At 66.4% G+C, this 14,442-nt stretch carries 15 protein-coding genes and 4 tRNA genes; 7 read left to right on the top strand and 12 right to left on the bottom strand.

From position 1 onward, the window contains the following. Positions 1 to 526: 526 nt before the first annotated feature. The 10 genes from AC5O77_RS19205 to AC5O77_RS19160 form a co-directional block, all read right to left on the bottom strand. Positions 527 to 603: transfer RNA gene (locus tag AC5O77_RS19205), tRNA-Arg, on the bottom strand. A 32-nt stretch (positions 604 to 635) separates the two neighbouring features. Then, positions 636 to 712, bottom strand: a tRNA-Arg gene (locus AC5O77_RS19200). Positions 713 to 781: 69 nt separating this feature from the next. Then, positions 782 to 858: transfer RNA gene (locus AC5O77_RS19195), tRNA-Arg, on the bottom strand. Next, positions 849 to 1,775 carry an alpha/beta hydrolase family protein gene (locus AC5O77_RS19190; protein WP_478057050.1) on the bottom strand — a complete coding sequence of 309 codons (927 nt, stop codon included), beginning with the start codon at positions 1,773 to 1,775 and terminating at the stop codon, positions 849 to 851. Before AC5O77_RS19190 ends, AC5O77_RS19195 begins: the two co-directional genes overlap by 10 nt. Then, entirely contained in the window at positions 1,772 to 2,581 is an 810-nt protein-coding gene (gene thiD, locus AC5O77_RS19185; RefSeq protein ID WP_049423499.1) for a bifunctional hydroxymethylpyrimidine kinase/phosphomethylpyrimidine kinase, read from the bottom strand. Before thiD ends, AC5O77_RS19190 begins: the two co-directional genes overlap by 4 nt. A gap of 64 nt (positions 2,582 to 2,645) precedes the next feature. Continuing rightward, entirely contained in the window at positions 2,646 to 3,314 is a 669-nt protein-coding gene (locus AC5O77_RS19180) for a YoaK family protein (RefSeq protein ID WP_049463692.1), read from the bottom strand. Positions 3,315 to 3,326: 12 nt separating this feature from the next. Further along, positions 3,327 to 3,833 (bottom strand): hypothetical protein, encoded by a 507-nt coding sequence (locus tag AC5O77_RS19175; protein ID WP_478057049.1) that lies wholly within the window; start codon positions 3,831 to 3,833, stop codon positions 3,327 to 3,329. Further along, a complete protein-coding gene (locus AC5O77_RS19170; RefSeq protein ID WP_010484287.1) occupies positions 3,830 to 5,230 on the bottom strand; it encodes a PhoH family protein in 1,401 nt (466 codons plus the stop codon). The genes AC5O77_RS19175 and AC5O77_RS19170 overlap by 4 nt, the downstream gene beginning before the upstream one ends. Positions 5,231 to 5,314: 84 nt before the next feature. Next, entirely contained in the window at positions 5,315 to 5,794 is a 480-nt protein-coding gene (locus AC5O77_RS19165; protein ID WP_478057048.1) for a peroxiredoxin, read from the bottom strand. Between the two features lie 79 nt (positions 5,795 to 5,873). After that, positions 5,874 to 6,434 (bottom strand): glycine cleavage system transcriptional repressor, encoded by a 561-nt coding sequence (locus AC5O77_RS19160; RefSeq protein WP_005409051.1) that lies wholly within the window; start codon positions 6,432 to 6,434, stop codon positions 5,874 to 5,876. Positions 6,435 to 6,598: 164 nt separating this feature from the next. On the opposite strand from AC5O77_RS19160, the gene dapA reads away from it, so the two are divergent. After that, positions 6,599 to 7,492: a 4-hydroxy-tetrahydrodipicolinate synthase gene (gene dapA, locus AC5O77_RS19155; RefSeq protein WP_049463695.1), complete on the top strand. Its 894-nt coding sequence runs from the start codon at positions 6,599 to 6,601 to the stop codon at positions 7,490 to 7,492. A gap of 32 nt (positions 7,493 to 7,524) precedes the next feature. Next, on the top strand, positions 7,525 to 8,040 hold the full coding sequence (locus AC5O77_RS19150) for a hypothetical protein (protein ID WP_006432432.1): 516 nt from the start codon (positions 7,525 to 7,527) through the stop codon (positions 8,038 to 8,040). Positions 8,041 to 8,214: 174 nt separating this feature from the next. Here the strand turns inward: AC5O77_RS19150 and fdxA are convergent, their stop codons facing one another. Further along, positions 8,215 to 8,538 carry a ferredoxin FdxA gene (gene fdxA / locus AC5O77_RS19145; protein ID WP_004153066.1) on the bottom strand — a complete coding sequence of 108 codons (324 nt, stop codon included), beginning with the start codon at positions 8,536 to 8,538 and terminating at the stop codon, positions 8,215 to 8,217. A gap of 192 nt (positions 8,539 to 8,730) precedes the next feature. Between fdxA and AC5O77_RS19140 the strand changes: the two genes are divergently transcribed. After that, positions 8,731 to 10,155, top strand: a complete 1,425-nt coding sequence (locus tag AC5O77_RS19140) for a sugar porter family MFS transporter (protein ID WP_478057047.1) — start codon at positions 8,731 to 8,733, stop codon at positions 10,153 to 10,155. 551 nt (positions 10,156 to 10,706) lie between these two features. Here AC5O77_RS19140 and AC5O77_RS19135 read toward each other — a convergent pair. Continuing rightward, positions 10,707 to 10,781: transfer RNA gene (locus AC5O77_RS19135), tRNA-Glu, on the bottom strand. 52 nt (positions 10,782 to 10,833) lie between these two features. Between AC5O77_RS19135 and pcnB the strand changes: the two genes are divergently transcribed. Genes pcnB through panC form a run of 4 tightly spaced genes read left to right on the top strand, consistent with a single transcriptional unit; the run spans position 10,834 to position 14,388 of the window. Beyond that, positions 10,834 to 12,213, top strand: coding sequence for a polynucleotide adenylyltransferase PcnB (gene pcnB, locus AC5O77_RS19130; protein WP_032128849.1), 1,380 nt, complete (start codon positions 10,834 to 10,836; stop codon positions 12,211 to 12,213). 3 nt (positions 12,214 to 12,216) lie between these two features. After that, complete coding sequence (gene folK / locus AC5O77_RS19125; RefSeq protein WP_032128850.1) at positions 12,217 to 12,702, top strand: 2-amino-4-hydroxy-6-hydroxymethyldihydropteridine diphosphokinase; 486 nt, start codon at positions 12,217 to 12,219, stop codon at positions 12,700 to 12,702. Between the two features lie 34 nt (positions 12,703 to 12,736). Further along, positions 12,737 to 13,552, top strand: coding sequence for a 3-methyl-2-oxobutanoate hydroxymethyltransferase (gene panB, locus AC5O77_RS19120; RefSeq protein WP_005416119.1), 816 nt, complete (start codon positions 12,737 to 12,739; stop codon positions 13,550 to 13,552). Further along, positions 13,549 to 14,388 (top strand): pantoate--beta-alanine ligase, encoded by an 840-nt coding sequence (panC, locus tag AC5O77_RS19115; RefSeq protein WP_478057046.1) that lies wholly within the window; start codon positions 13,549 to 13,551, stop codon positions 14,386 to 14,388. The genes panB and panC overlap by 4 nt, the downstream gene beginning before the upstream one ends. Positions 14,389 to 14,442: the final 54 nt, after the last annotated feature.

The following is a 14,442-nucleotide window of genomic DNA, read 5'->3' as shown; positions in this document are numbered from 1 at the left end:
AGATGTGTATAAGAGACAGTGCGGGGGCCGCTGCAAGTACGTCCATGTAAGCTCGGTCGCCGCATCCATGCGGCTCACGCCCCCGCAACCGGACCCACCCCGCCTTCGACAGAGTCCCGCGATCTGTCGGAACGGCGTACTGCTCTGGTAGGTGTCGACCTTGGTCGACACGGTAGATCCACGCCATGCGTGGATGCTCTTCGATCAATTATCGAAATACTCGAACTCGATGGAGTCATCCACGCATGGCGTGGATCTACCAGATCGCGGAAATCTGTCAGAGGTGGGGCGGCATGGGCAGGCAGGACCGTTGGCGGCATGGATGCCGCCATCGAGCCCCCATGGATGGGTTTACGGCGTGTCCTGCCTGTCCATGTCGCCCCGCCAACCCACGGAATGCCAGCTTTTGCTGTTGCCGTTGCCGTTGCCGTTGCCTTGGCTTGAAGCATCTGCAGGTGCAGGGCGCAGCCCTGCCGAAAAACACACATAAAAAAACAGCAGGCCGGGGCCTGCTGTTTCGGTGTAATGGTGCGCCCGGAGAGATTCGAACTCCCGACCGCCTGGTTCGTAGCCAGGTACTCTATCCAACTGAGCTACGGGCGCCAATTACATAAACTTGTTGTGCTGACTGTGTATGGTGCGCCCGGAGAGATTCGAACTCCCGACCGCCTGGTTCGTAGCCAGGTACTCTATCCAACTGAGCTACGGGCGCGCGGTACACAATCAACTTACTGCTTAATTTTACTGCATTTCCAGCGGCGGATGCTGAAAACCTGTCGAGTGGTGCGCCCGGAGAGATTCGAACTCCCGACCGCCTGGTTCGTAGCCAGGTACTCTATCCAACTGAGCTACGGGCGCCCTGCGACAGGAGCGGAATTATGCGGATGTCGGCGCGTACCGTCAACAGTTTTGTGAAAATTTTCATCCAACTGAATGAAAAAGCTGTCAGCTACGGCCTCCGGCGCCTTCAGCCACGCGAAATGATCGGCGCGCGTGCCCAGTTCCTGCGCGGACAGCACGCGCAGCTGCGCGTCCACATTCGGCAGCTTCGCCAGCAGCGTCTGCATCGATCCGGTCGGTGCCAACCAGTCGTACTCCATCAACACGGCCTGTGCGCTGCCATGCACGCGCGCCATCTGCGCATCGAGGTCTTCGTCCATGCCGGCCGCGGCGTAGTGGTTGTTCAGGCCAACGCGCGCCCAGTCGGCGATCAGCCCGCGCGCTTCGGTGCCACCGAAGCCGAGGCGCCGACCATGCAGCACGCCCTGGCGTTGCGCGATCCACGGCAGGAAACGATAGACCAGTGGCAGCAGCCAGCCACGCGGTGGCGGGAAGCCGCGCCAGAACGGTGAGCCGCTGGCGGCCAGCCACAGCCGGTTGAAGTGCTGCGGGTTGCGGCCGGCATGCACGCAGGCCAGCTGCCCGCCCAGACTGTGTCCACCGATGATCCAGGGCAGGGCGTCGGTGGCGTCATCGGCTGCGGCCAGGACGGCCTGGCTGGCCGGCAGATCCTGTTCGAGTACTTCGCGATAGCCCCAGTCCTGCGTGCGCGAGGGGCGCAGTGAGCTGCTGCCGTTGCCGCGCCACTCATGCAGGTAGACCGCCACGCCCTTCGCCGCCAGCGCCAATGCCAGTGGCATGTAGTGACGCGCGGCCACGCCCAGCGCTGGCAGCCACAGCAGGCGCGCGATGGGCTGTGCAGGCACGCAGGCGATCACTTCGTAGCGATGGCCGTCGTCGCACTGCACGGCGAGGACGCTCGACGTCAGGCTCATGCGTGCGGTGCCGCGCCGAAGTGATCGAGCACCAGCACCTCGCTGCGGCCAGGCGCGTAGCCCTGCTGCAGGCCGCGCGCAACGTAGTCGATGCCGGCTTCGCAGGCATTGGCCAGGCTCAGGCCATTGCACAGCTGCGCGGCGATGGCCGAGGCCAGCGTGCAGCCTGTGCCATGTGCGTCCAGCGGCAGACGGGCGTGGATGAATTCTTCGCTGCTGACGCCGTCGAAGTAGCGATCGATCACGCGGTTGCCTTCCTGCAGGTGGCCGCCTTTCAGCAGCACCGCACCGGCACCGAGATCGAGCAGGGCAGAGGCAGCCTGTTCGGCGTCATCGCCGTTGCCGATCTTCCGGCCGATCAGGAGTTCTGCTTCCGGGGTATTGGGTGTAACCAGCGTCGCCAACGGCAGTAGGCGTTCGCGCATGGCCTTGAGCGCACTTTCCTCCAGCAGGCGCGCGCCGCTGGTGGCGACCATCACCGGGTCCAGCACCACGTGCGGCGGGCGATGCTTTTCCAGTGCGTCGGCGACCGCATGGATCACCTCGGCGTTGGCCAGCATGCCGAGTTTCACGGCATGGATGTCGAAGTCATCGAAGCAGGCTTCGATCTGCGCCTGCAGGAATGCGATCGGTGGCACATGCACGGCGGTGACGCCACGGGTGTTCTGTGCAGTCAGCGCGGCGAACACGGCCAGGCCATGCACGCGGTGCGCGGCGAAGGCCTTGAGATCGGCAGGGACACCGGCGCCACCGCCGGAGTCGGAGCCGGCGATGGTGAGGGCGGAAACGGGGGTGGTCGGGCTCATCAGTTGATTGTGCCGTGGTCCCGCAGGGGAAGGTAGATCCACGCCATGCGTGGATGGCTTTGATTCAATGCCGCCAACGCGCCCACTGCTGGTACACCACATACCCCAGCCCGGTCAGGCCGGTCAGCAGGGCGGGGGCGAGCAGGGCGTCGTATTGCCAGCGCATGAACAACCAGGCGCCGAGGATGCCGCCGGCGAGGAAGCCGCTGATGATCAGGCCGCTGAGGGTCAGCCGCCGTACCTGCAGCGGCAGTCCGCGCAGCAGGTGGCCCAGGCCGATGCCGAGGTCGGTGAACATGCCGCTGAGGTGGGTGGTGCGCACCACCGCGCCACTGAAGGTGGTCGCCATCGCATTCTGCAGGCCGCAGGCCATGGCGGCGGCCAGTGCACCCCAGATCTGATGCTGTTCGAACAGCGGAATGGCCACCAGCAGCAGTGCCGATTCCAGCGCCAGCGCGACACCGTAGCGGCGGCCCAGCTGCAATGCGCTGTCCTGGATCAGCAGGCCGCTGAGCATCGCGCCCAGCGAAAACGCGATCAGCAATCCCCACAGGTGGCCGACCGCGCGCCAGTCACCCTGGGCCAGCGCCATGCCCAGCTGGCTGGTGCTGCCGGTCATGTGGCTGACCGCCTGGTGCTCGAAACCGAGGAAGCCGACCACGTTGACCATGCCGGCCACGCACGAGAGCGCGACCGCGCCGATCCAGACCCAGGTGGGCAGGCGTATTCCCATCGGCGGGGCCCCTCAGGGCCCGCCGAAGCCGCCGTTGAACTGCAGCTCGCTGAAGGTGTTGCTGGCCGGGTCGAATACCGCGCCCCAGAACTGCGCGCCGCGGTCACAGACGCGGATCGCTTCCCGTGCCGGGTTGATGCCGCTGTCGTCGGGCAGATGGAAGGCGTTGATGTAGATCAGACGCTTGCCGGCGCTTTCGATGCCGACGTATTGGCGGTCGAAGTCCAGCACCTTCGGTACCTGTGATTCCAGCGACGACAGCTGCGCTTCCAGCTGGTCGATCTGCTGCCGGCTGGGCGCCCAGTAACCACTGACCCGCCCGGCCTCGCGGCCGGGACTGGGGCGCGAGCAGGTATCGAGCACCTGCGCGGCGATGATCGGGCGGGTGACCACCCAGGATTGGCCGGTACGATCGGCGGTCGGCACGCTGGCCGGGCCGCGCGTGGTGGTGCAGGCACCCAGGACGGCTGCGAGGGCGATCGCAGCCGTGGGCAGCAGCAGGCGGGTGCAGCGGTTCACAACACCTCCGAAGCGTAATCGGCCAGGCGCGAGCGTTCGCCTCGGCGCAGGGTGATGTGCGCACTATGCGGCCAGTTTTTGAAGCGATCCACCGCGTAGGTCAGGCCCGAGGTGGTCTCGGTCAGGTACGGGGTGTCGATCTGCTCGACGTTGCCCAGGCAGACGATCTTGGTGCCGGGGCCGGCACGGGTGATCAGCGTCTTCATCTGCTTGGGGGTGAGGTTCTGCGCCTCGTCCAGGATCAGGTAGCGCGACAGGAATGTGCGGCCGCGCATGAAGTTCATCGAGCGGATCTTGATGCGGCTGGCGAGCAGGTCGTTGGTCGCCTGGCGTCCCCAGGTGCCGCCTTCCTGGTTGTGCGTGAGCACTTCCAGGTTGTCGGTCAGTGCACCCATCCACGGCGTCATCTTCTCTTCCTCGGTGCCGGGCAGGAAGCCGATGTCCTCGCCGACGCTGACCGTGGCGCGGGTCATGATGATCTCGCGGTAGCGCTGCTGGTCCATCGTCTGCGCCAGGCCGGCGGCCAGCGCCAGCAGGGTCTTGCCGGTGCCGGCGGTACCCAGCAGCGTGACGAAGTCGATCTCCGGATCCATCAGTGCGTTGAGCGCGAAGTTCTGTTCTCGGTTGCGTGCGCTGATGCCCCACACGGCGTGGCTGCCGTGGCGGAAATCATCGACCAGTGACAGCACCACCTTGCCGTCGCCGACCACGCGGCTGACGCGCAGCTCGACTTCATCTTCGCCAGGCAGGTAGACGTACTGGTTCGGGTACCACTCCTCGCCATCCTGCGCCAGGATTTCGTAATGCGTGCGGCCCTTGTCGCTCCAGCTGCGCAGGTCATCGCCGTGGCGCTTCCAGAAGTCTTCCGGCAGCTCGGTGGCGCCGGTGTAGAGCAGGCTGAAATCGTCCAGCGCACGGTCGTTCTCGTAGTCCTCGGACACGATGCCGGCGATCGCGGCCTTGATCCGCAGGTTGATGTCCTTGGAAACGAACACCACCGGCAGGTCCGGGGTTTCTTCCTTCAGCGCCAGGATCGCGCCGAGGATGGCGTTGTCCGGGATGACCTTGCCGAAGCTCTTGCCGGCGTCGAAATGGCTGGTCTGGAAGCGCAGCTTGCCGGCGCTCTGCTTGCCGCGCAGCTGCAGGCCATTGGGTCGCTGCAGCGGAATGCCGTCGGCCAGGTTGTCCAGGCCGGATTCCTGCACCAGCTCGTTGAGGAAGCGGCTCACCTGGCGGGCGTTGCGGCTCGCTTCGGAGGTGCCCTTCTTGCCGTTGTCCAGCTCCTCGATCACCTGCATGGGCAGGTAGACGTCGTGCTCCTCGAATTTGAACAGCGCGGTAGGATCGTGCATCAGCACGTTGGTATCCAGCACGTAGATGCGCTTGCCTCGGGTCATCGTCGATTCCTGGTTACGGACAGGGAAAAACCACCACGGCCTGCTGCGGGGCAGGGTGATGGCAGACACAGTAGGCAGTGGGACTCACTTGGACTGGGAGGCCTTCAGTTCGGCGAGAACGGCATCGGCATGACCTGCAACCTTGACCTTGCGCCAGGACTGCACGATGCGGCTGTCGGGGGAAATCAGGAAGGTGCTGCGTTCGATGCCACGTACCTGCTTGCCGTACATGTTCTTCATCTTGATCACGTCGAAGGCGCTGCACAGCGCTTCGTCGCCATCGCTGACCAACGGGAAGTTGAAGCCCTGATTGGCACAGAAGTTGTCGTGCGACTTCACCGAGTCGCGCGAGACACCGAGTACCACCGCGCCTGCCTTCTTGAATTTCGGCAGCAGTGCGTTGAAGTCGATGCCTTCGGTGGTGCAGCCGGGGGTGCTGTCCTTGGGATAGAAGTACAGCACCAGCCAGTGGCCGGCGTAGTCGCCGAGAGTGGCCTGTTCGCCACCGGACAGCGCCAGCGGCAGGGAGAGGGTGGTGCTGTCCAGGGTATCGCCGTTGTTCATGAGGTCCTTCTGTCGAGCCTGGGTTCTTTCTACGACAATTGCATGAAACGCCACGCGCCCGTGAGAGGCGCGCGAAGAATCAGAATTTCATCGGGTCCATGATCGCGTCCAGGTTCAGGTGGTCGCAGAATTCAAGGAAGTCGTCGCGCAGCGCGGCGATGTGCATGTTGGCCGGCACGCCGATGGTGACCTGCGCGCTGAACATCTCCGCACCGGTCTGCATGGCGCGGTAGCGCGTGCTCTGCAGGTTCTCGATGGTGATGCCCTGGCGGTCGAAGAAGTCGGCCAGCTGGAACAGGATGCCGGGCTTGTCGGCGGCGATCACTTCGACGATGTATGGCAGCAGGTTGGACTGCGCCTGCTTGGCGGCGGTGCGGTACCAGACCAGTTTCAGGCCCTCTTCGCGCTCCAGCCGGGTCAGCATCGCTTCCAGCTTGGCCACCGAGTCCCAGGAGCCGGTGGCCAGGGCGGTGACCGAGACATCGCGGCCGACCGTGGCCAGGCGTGCGTCCACCAGATTGCAGCCGCTGTCGGCAATGCGGCGGGTGACGGACAGCAGGGGGGACTCCGGATGCGTCGTGTAGGCGTTGATCAGGAGGTGGTTTTCGCTCGGCGCGGGGCGCGGGGTGGTGTCGGTCAAGGCGATTCCGGGTAATGCATGCGTTAGTCTGAATGCCCGCCAGAGGCGGGGATCCACCGGTGTCCAGCATACTTGCCCGTGCTTTCGCGCCGCAAGTAACATTCAGGTCGCCCCCGGCCTTTCGTGGCGGGCGTTTTCCCTTTCCAGCCAAGAGCAGCACGTCCTTGTCCCTTTCCGGCCTCATCACCGCGCTGGCGACCCCGTTCCGGGCCGACGGCGCCCTCGATCCCGACGGTTGGCAGCGCCTGCTGCACCTGCAACTGGAAGGTGGCGTCCATGGCGTTGTCGTAGCCGGCTCGACCGGTGAAGCAGCGACCCTCACCGATGCCGAGTACGACCTGCTGCTGGCCAGCGCGGTCGAGCGCATCGGCGGCCGCATTCCGGTCATGGCCGGTACCGGCCTGTCGGGCACCGCCAAGACCATCGAACAGACCCGCCGTGCCGCCGCGCTTGGCGCCAGCCACGCGCTGGTGGTCACCCCGCCGTACGTGCGGCCGACCCAGGCTGGCCTGATCGCCCACTACCGCGCGGTTGCCGACCAGGGCGGGCTGCCGGTCGTGCTGTACAACGTGCCCGGCCGTACCGGGTGCGACATGCAGCCGGAGACCGTGGCCGAACTGGCCAGCCATCCCAACATCGTCGGCATCAAGGAGGCGGTGGGTGACACCGGCCGGGTGCAGGCGCTGCTCGCCCTGCGCAGCCCGCAGTTTGCCGTGCTCAGTGGCGACGACGGTACGGCGGCGCGCTCGATCCAGGCCGGTATCGATGGCCTGATCTCGGTCGGCTCCAACGTGCTGCCCGGCGCCTACCGCCGGATGTGCGAGCTGGCTGCCGCCCACGACCACGAAGCCACCGGGTCCTGGGATGCGCGCCTGCAGCCGTTCCATGATTTCTGCGGCGTTGAGCCGAACCCGATTCCGGTCAAGGCGTTGCTGCGCCGTATCGGCATCGGTCACGACCTGCGCCTGCCGCTGCTGCCGCTGTCGGCGGCGCACCATCCGGCGGCCGATCATCTTGCCGGCGACATCGCCGCCCTCGAAGCCCTTTCCAGCCACTGACCTTCCGTCTTGGTCTGACCCAGGAGATTCACATGCGTCAATCCGTATCCACCGTCCGCGTGCTGTCCTACGCGCTGCTTGCCGTGGCCGTCGCCGCCGGCACCACCGGCTGCTTCAAGCGTGGCGTCAAGGGCGACTACGCCCTGGCCCCGGAGATGCGTCCGCTGGAAGTGCCGCCGGACCTGAACCTGCCCAACGCCACCAGTGACAACAAGGTGCCGACCCTTGCCTCGGCGACCAAGCCGGCGGCCCCGGTGGCTGCGGCCCCGGCCGTGGGCAACACCGGTTTCACCATCGCCGGCGGCAAGGACGAGGCTTTCGCCAAGGTCGGCACCGCGCTGGAAGGCGTGGAAGGCGTGACCATCGCCAGCCGCGCGCAGCTGCTGGGCTCGTATGACGTGGCCTACGAAGGCAGCAACTTCCTGGTCCGCGTGGTCGCCGTCGATGCCGGCGCCTACATCTCCGCGGTCGACCCGCGTGGCCTGCCGGCCACTGCAGAAGCGCCGGTGAAGCTGATCGCCGCGCTCAAGGCAAAGCTGGCCCAGTAAGGGCCGGTCGGGTGGGTGCGGGCCCAGGTCCGCACGTGCCCGGGTAGAGGCCGACCTTGGTCGGCGCTTCTGTGCCAACCAAGGTTGGCACCAACCGGATCGCGCGGTTGGTATCTGCCGAGCTACGAAAAAGGGCGCCATAGGCGCCCTTTTCGTTGCGGCAAGAGGCGCTTCTCAGCGCTCCAGCAGCTTCAGCTTGTCCGGCTTGCCGTCCCATTCGCCGGCGTCGGCGGGCGGGTCCTTGCGCACGGTCAGTACCGGCCACTCCTTCGCCAGCTCGGCGTTGAGGGCGACGAAGCTCTCCTGGCCGGCAGGAACATCGTCCTCCGGGAAGATCGCGTTGACCGGGCATTCCGGTTCGCAGAGGGTGCAGTCGATGCACTCATCCGGGTCGATCACCAGGAAGTTCGGGCCTTCGTGGAAGCAATCCACGGGGCATACTTCCACGCAATCGGTGTGTTTGCACTTGATGCAGTTTTCGGTGACGACAAAGGGCATGGGCTGGGGGTGGATCGATTCCTGAACCCGCCAATTCTAGAACAGGTTGGCCCCCGGTGTCGGCGCGGGGCGGAAATCGGGCGTCTGGCAGGCGCGGCCGTGGTGGTCGTTGGCGGCAGGGTGAGGCCTGTGCGACGCTGCGGGTCAGCCGGCTGCGTTGGATGGCCGGACCCCTTCCCAGCAGGATCGTTCATGTCCCCAGCCCAGTCCAACATCGCCTCCCATGGTGGTGAGAACACTGCATTCATCGTCCTGATCAGCTGCGTGGCCACGCTGGGTGGATTCCTGTTCGGCTTCGACAGTGGTGTCATCAATGGCACGGTCGATGGCCTGCGCCAGGCCTTCAACTCCAGCGAGGCGGCGCTCGGTTTCGAAGTCGCCTCGATGCTGCTGGGCTGCGCGATCGGTGCCTTCCTGGCCGGCTGGCTGGGGGATCGCCTGGGCCGCCGTGGCGTGCTGATCGCCTCGGCACTGATGTTCCTGGTCTCGGCGCTGGGCGCCGGTGCCGCACACGCTTCCTGGCTGTTCATCGCCGCACGGGTGCTCGGCGGCTTCGCGGTGGGCGCGGCCAGCGTGATGTCGCCGGCCTACATTGCCGAGGTGGCCTCGGCGCGCTATCGCGGGCGTTTGGCCACGGTGCAGCAGATGGCGATCATCTGCGGCCTGTTCGCCGCCTTCCTCAGCAATTACCTGCTGGCCCGAGCTGCTGGGGCGTCAACCGAGCCGCTATGGCTGGGCCATGAGGCCTGGCGCTGGATGTTCTGGATGCAGGCGCTGCCGTCCGGGCTGTTCCTGCTGTTGTTGCTGGTGATTCCGGAAAGCCCGCGCTTCCTGGTCCTGAAGGGGCGTCAGCAGCAGGCGAGGGCGGTACTGTCGCGGCTGTACGGCGAGGCGGCAGCGGCGACCAAGCAGGCCGAGATCGAAGCCAGCCTGGCCCAGGATCAGCACAAGCCGCGCTTCAGCGACCTGCGCGACACGGTCACCGGCAAGCTGCGCCCGATCCTCTGGGTAGGCATTGGCCTGGCCATGTTCCAGCAGCTGGTCGGCATCAACGTGGTGTTCTATTACGGCGCGGTGCTGTGGCAGACGGTGGGCTTCTCGGAAAGCGACGCGCTGCTGATCAACGTGCTGTCCGGCGCGCTGAGCATCGGCGCCTGCCTGCTGACGGTGCTGTTGATCGACCGCATCGGGCGCAAGCCGCTGCTGTGGATCGGCTCGGTTGGCATGTCGGTGGCGCTGGTGCTGATGGTGGTCGCCTTCGCCAGTGGCAGCCTGGCCGATGGTCGCCTGCAGCTGTCCGACGGCATGGGCCGGCTGGCGCTGGTTGCGGCCAACGTCTATGTGGTGTTCTTCAACATGTCCTGGGGCCCGGTGATGTGGGTGATGCTGGGCGAGATGTTCCCCAACCAGATCCGCGGCCCGGCGTTGGCCGTTGCCGGTGCGGCGCAGTGGACCTCGAACTTCGCGATCACCGTGACCTTCCCGATGCTGCTGGCCGGCATCGGCCTGGCCGGGGCCTACGGCATCTACGCTGTCGTTGCGATCCTCTCGATCTTCTTCGTGGTCCGTTACGTGCGCGAGACCAAGGGCAAGGAGCTGGAGCAGATGGAAGGCTGACGCTGCCCGGCTTCGGTTGCATCCTGTTGGCGCCTGGTTGTCCCGAGTTTGAGGGGGCAGGCCGCCCTCTCCAGGACACGCAAAAGCCCATCCATGGTGCTCGATGGCGCCTTGCTCGCGTGCGCTGTCCCGCGCACACGGCAAGACCGGGGTTGGGCTCCTGCCCAACCCGTCGGGCGCATGCGCCCAACCCATGGCGCCAACGGTCCCGGCTTGAACTGCCCCGCCTTCGCGTCAGGCATTGCGGTTCTGGCGGACGCAGGTCTGCGCGTCGGGATTGAATTGGCTGCGGAGGGGCGAGGCTGTTCGTGCCGCCGTCGCGGGAAACTGTCAGGAGGGGGCGGGCCACCCTGGCTTGGACCGTTGGAGCCAAGGATGGCGCCATCGAGCACCATGGATGGGTTTTGGCGTGTCCAGGTCAGGGTGGCCCACCCCCTCCCATGCAGGAACAGGAAGGCGCTACTGCGACCAGGCCGATCGATGCCAATGCAACCCCGGAAAACAGAAAAGCCCGCACAAAGGCGGGCTTTTTCGGTTCCTGCTGCGGCGACTGGCGCTCCCTAGGGGACTCGAACCCCTGTTTTAGCCTTGAGAGGGCCACGTCCTAACCACTAGACGAAGGGAGCGTAACTGTGTCGCTGCCGAGGCAGGAGCGCTAGTATATGCACCTCGATGCCATTGGGCAATCCCGAAACTTCAACCGGAAGCGCCAACATCATTTCCTCTGCTACATCACCGTTCAGCCTGCGCGTCATCCCGCGCGACCAGCACACGATCTCCCGCAAGGACATCAGCCCGAACGCCCTGCGCGTGCTTTATCGCCTGCGCGATGCCGGCTTCGGCGCCTACCTTGTCGGCGGCGCGGTGCGCGATCTGCTGGTCAATGGCCAACCCAAGGATTTCGACGTGGCCACCGACGCCACGCCCGAACAGGTCAAGCAGCTGTTCCGCAACTGCCGCCTGATCGGTCGCCGGTTCCGCCTCGCCCACGTCGTGTTCGGCCGCGAGATCATCGAAGTCGCCACCTTCCGTGCCAACAGCGATGACGGCAGCGGCGACCGCGAGATGGAAAACGGCATGCTCGTGCGCGACAATGTGTACGGCACAATCGAAGACGACGCCATCCGCCGCGACTTCACCTGCAACGCCCTGTACTACGCCATCGAGGACTTCTCGGTGCGCGATTACACCGGCGGCTTCGAAGACGTCCAGGCGCGCCTGATGAAGCTGATCGGCGACCCCGAGCAGCGTTATCGCGAAGATCCGGTGCGCATGCTGCGTGCGGTACGCCTGGCGGCCAAACTCGGCTTCCAGATCGAAGAGGGCACCGCCGCGCCGATCCCGCACCTGGCGGGCCTGCTCAACGAAGCCGCACCGGCGCGCCTGTTCGAGGAAGTGCTCAAGCTGTTCCTGTCCGGGCACGGCGTGGCCAGCTTCGAAGGCCTTGAGCGCTACGGCCTGCTGGACGTGCTGTTCCCTGAAAGCGCCAAGGCGCTGAAGTCCAACCGCACCGGCGCGCTGCGCCGCATGCTGGTGGAGGGCCTGGCCAACACCGATGCCCGCGTGGCCAACGATGAACCAGTCTCGCCCGCGTTCCTGTTTGCGCTGCTGCTGTGGCCGGCGTTCTGCCGGGCCCAGGCAACCCTGCTCAAGCAGGGCGTGGCACCGGAAGAGGCGCAGCGCCGTGCGGCCGACCGCGTCACGGTGCAGCAGCTGAGCACCATCGCGCTGCCGCGCCGCTTCTCGCTGCCGATGCAGGAAATCTGGCTGCTGCAGTCGCGCTTCAGCTCGCGCCAGCGGAAGCGCGTGTTCCGTACCCTGACCCATCCGCGTTTCCGCGCTGCGTTCGACTTCCTCAGCCTGCGCCAGGTGGCCTCGGCCGAGCACGCCGCCGATGTCGAGTTCTGGCGTGAGGCGCAGGCGCAGTCCGGTCGTGAGCTGGAGTCGTCGCTGGACGTGATGCACAGCGAAGAGGGGGATGACGAGAGCGGGGCACCGCGCAAGCGCCGCCGTCGCCGCCGTCGTCCGGGTGCCCCGGCCGGTGCGGCTGGCGAGTAAACGATGACCCTCGCCTGGATCGGCCTCGGCGCCAACCTTGGCGACGCGGCCGTCACCGTCGGCGCGGCGATTGCCGCGCTCGATGGCCTGCCCGATACCCGCCTGCGCCAAGCCTCAAGGCTGTACGCCACGCCGGCCTGGGGCAATGAAGACCAGCCGCCGTTCGTCAACGCGGTGGCTGCGGTCGAGACCACGCTGCCCGCCGATACGCTGCTGCAGGCGATGCTGGCGCTGGAGCAGCGTTTTGGTCGCGTACGCGATCCGGCGGTGCACTGGGGCCCGCGCGCGCTGGACCTGGACCTGCTGCTGTATGGCGCGCAGGTGCTCGACCAGCCTGGTCTGCAGGTGCCGCATCCTTACCTGCACGAGCGTGCCTTCGTGTTGGTGCCGCTGGCCGAAATCGCGCCGGATCTGGCCATTCCCGGCCATGGCCGCGTGCGGGATGCAGTGATGCGGGTGGATGCCTGCGGGATTGCGCCGATAGGGTGATAATGCCCGGGTTATCTCCCCCGGTTATCAGCACATGAGCACCCACGCAGACAGCAAGCCCTGGACCGTTCCCGCCCTGGCCGAGGCCAAGCGCAATGGCCAGAAGCTGGTCATGTTGACCGCCTACGACGCCGGCTTCGCCCGCACTTTCGATGCCAACGGCGTCGACCTGATCCTGATCGGCGATTCGCTGGGCATGGTCGTGCAGGGCCATGATTCGACCTTGCCGGTGACCGTGGCCGACATGGTCTACCACACCCGCGCCGTGGCCCGCGTGCTGCAGCGTGCGTTGCTGGTGGCCGACCTGCCGTTCGGCGCCGATGCCACCCCGGAGCGCGCGCTGGATGCCTCGTTGCAGCTGCTGCAGGCCGGCGCCGAGATGGTCAAGATCGAAGGTGCCGGCTTCAAGGTCGACATCATCCGCTACCTGGTGGAGCGCGAGATTCCGGTCTGCGCGCATCTGGGCCTGACCCCGCAGTCGGTGCTGCGACTGGGCGGCTTCAAGATCCAGGGTCGTGGCGATGCCGCGCGCCAGCTGGTGGAAGATGCCAAGGCTGTGGCCGCTGCCGGCGCCAGCATCATGGTGCTCGAATGCGTGCCGACTCCGGTCGCCGCCGAAGTGACCGCTGCGGTGGATGTGCCGACCATCGGCATTGGCGCAGGCCCGCAGTGCGATGGCCAGGTGCTGGTGCTGCATGATTTCCTCGGCCTGGACAGTGGTCATCGCCGTCCCAAGTTCGTCAAGGATTTCCTTGCCGAAGGCGGTTCGGTGGCCGGTGCCACCCGCGCCTATGCCGACGCCGTGCGCGACGGCAGCTTCCCCGACGAACAGCACGCCTACGCCCAATGATCCAGACCTTCAACGAGCTCGGCGCACTGCGCGGGCAGATCGCCCAGTGGAAGCGCGAGGGCCTGCGCGTGGCGCTGGTGCCGACCATGGGCAACCTGCATGGGGGTCACCATTCGCTGGTGACCCTGGCCCGCCAGTACGCCGACAAGGTGGTGGCGAGCATCTTCGTCAACCCGACCCAGTTCGGGCCGAACGAGGATTTCAGCCGCTACCCGCGCACGCCCGAGGCCGACGTGGCCGGGCTGGAGCAGGCCGGCTGCGATGCGGTGTGGCTGCCCAGCGTCGAGGCGATGTACCCGCTGGGCGTGGACAAGACCACGCGCATGCACGCGCCGGGCGTGAGTGAAGTGCTGGAAGGCGCCAGCCGCCCGGGTCACTTCGATGGCGTGTGCACGGTGGTCGCGCGCCTGTTCCTGCAGGTGCAGCCGGATGTGGCCGTGTTCGGCCGCAAGGATTACCAGCAGTTGGCGGTCATCCGCCAGATGGTGGCCGAGCTGTCGTTCCCGATCCAGATCGTCGGTGCGGACATCGTGCGCGACGAGGATGGCCTGGCCAAGAGTTCGCGCAACCAGTACCTGAGCGCCGAACAGCGCCCGCTTGCGACCACCATCCACCGTACCCTGCTGGGCATGCGCGAAGGCTACGTGGCCGGGCAGGCACGTGATCGCATCGAGGCCGACGCCACGGCGGCATTGCAGGTGGCCGGTTTCCAGGTCGACTATGCGGTGCTGCGGACCCCGGAGCTGGCCGAGCCGACCTTCGACGGCGGTGGCCGCGTGGCGCTGATCGCCGCACGCCTGGGCAGCACGCGCCTGATAGACAACCTGGAGTTCTGAGCCGCATGCGGCTCCGGGGCGCCCGCAACGGGCGCCTCTCGACTTCCCACGGAC

It is taken from the genome of Stenotrophomonas sp. INTA L402-1 (genome assembly GCF_059295135.1).
The sequence above is the reverse complement of the archived record's forward strand: the minus strand, read 5'-3'. Positions and strand labels throughout refer to the sequence as shown.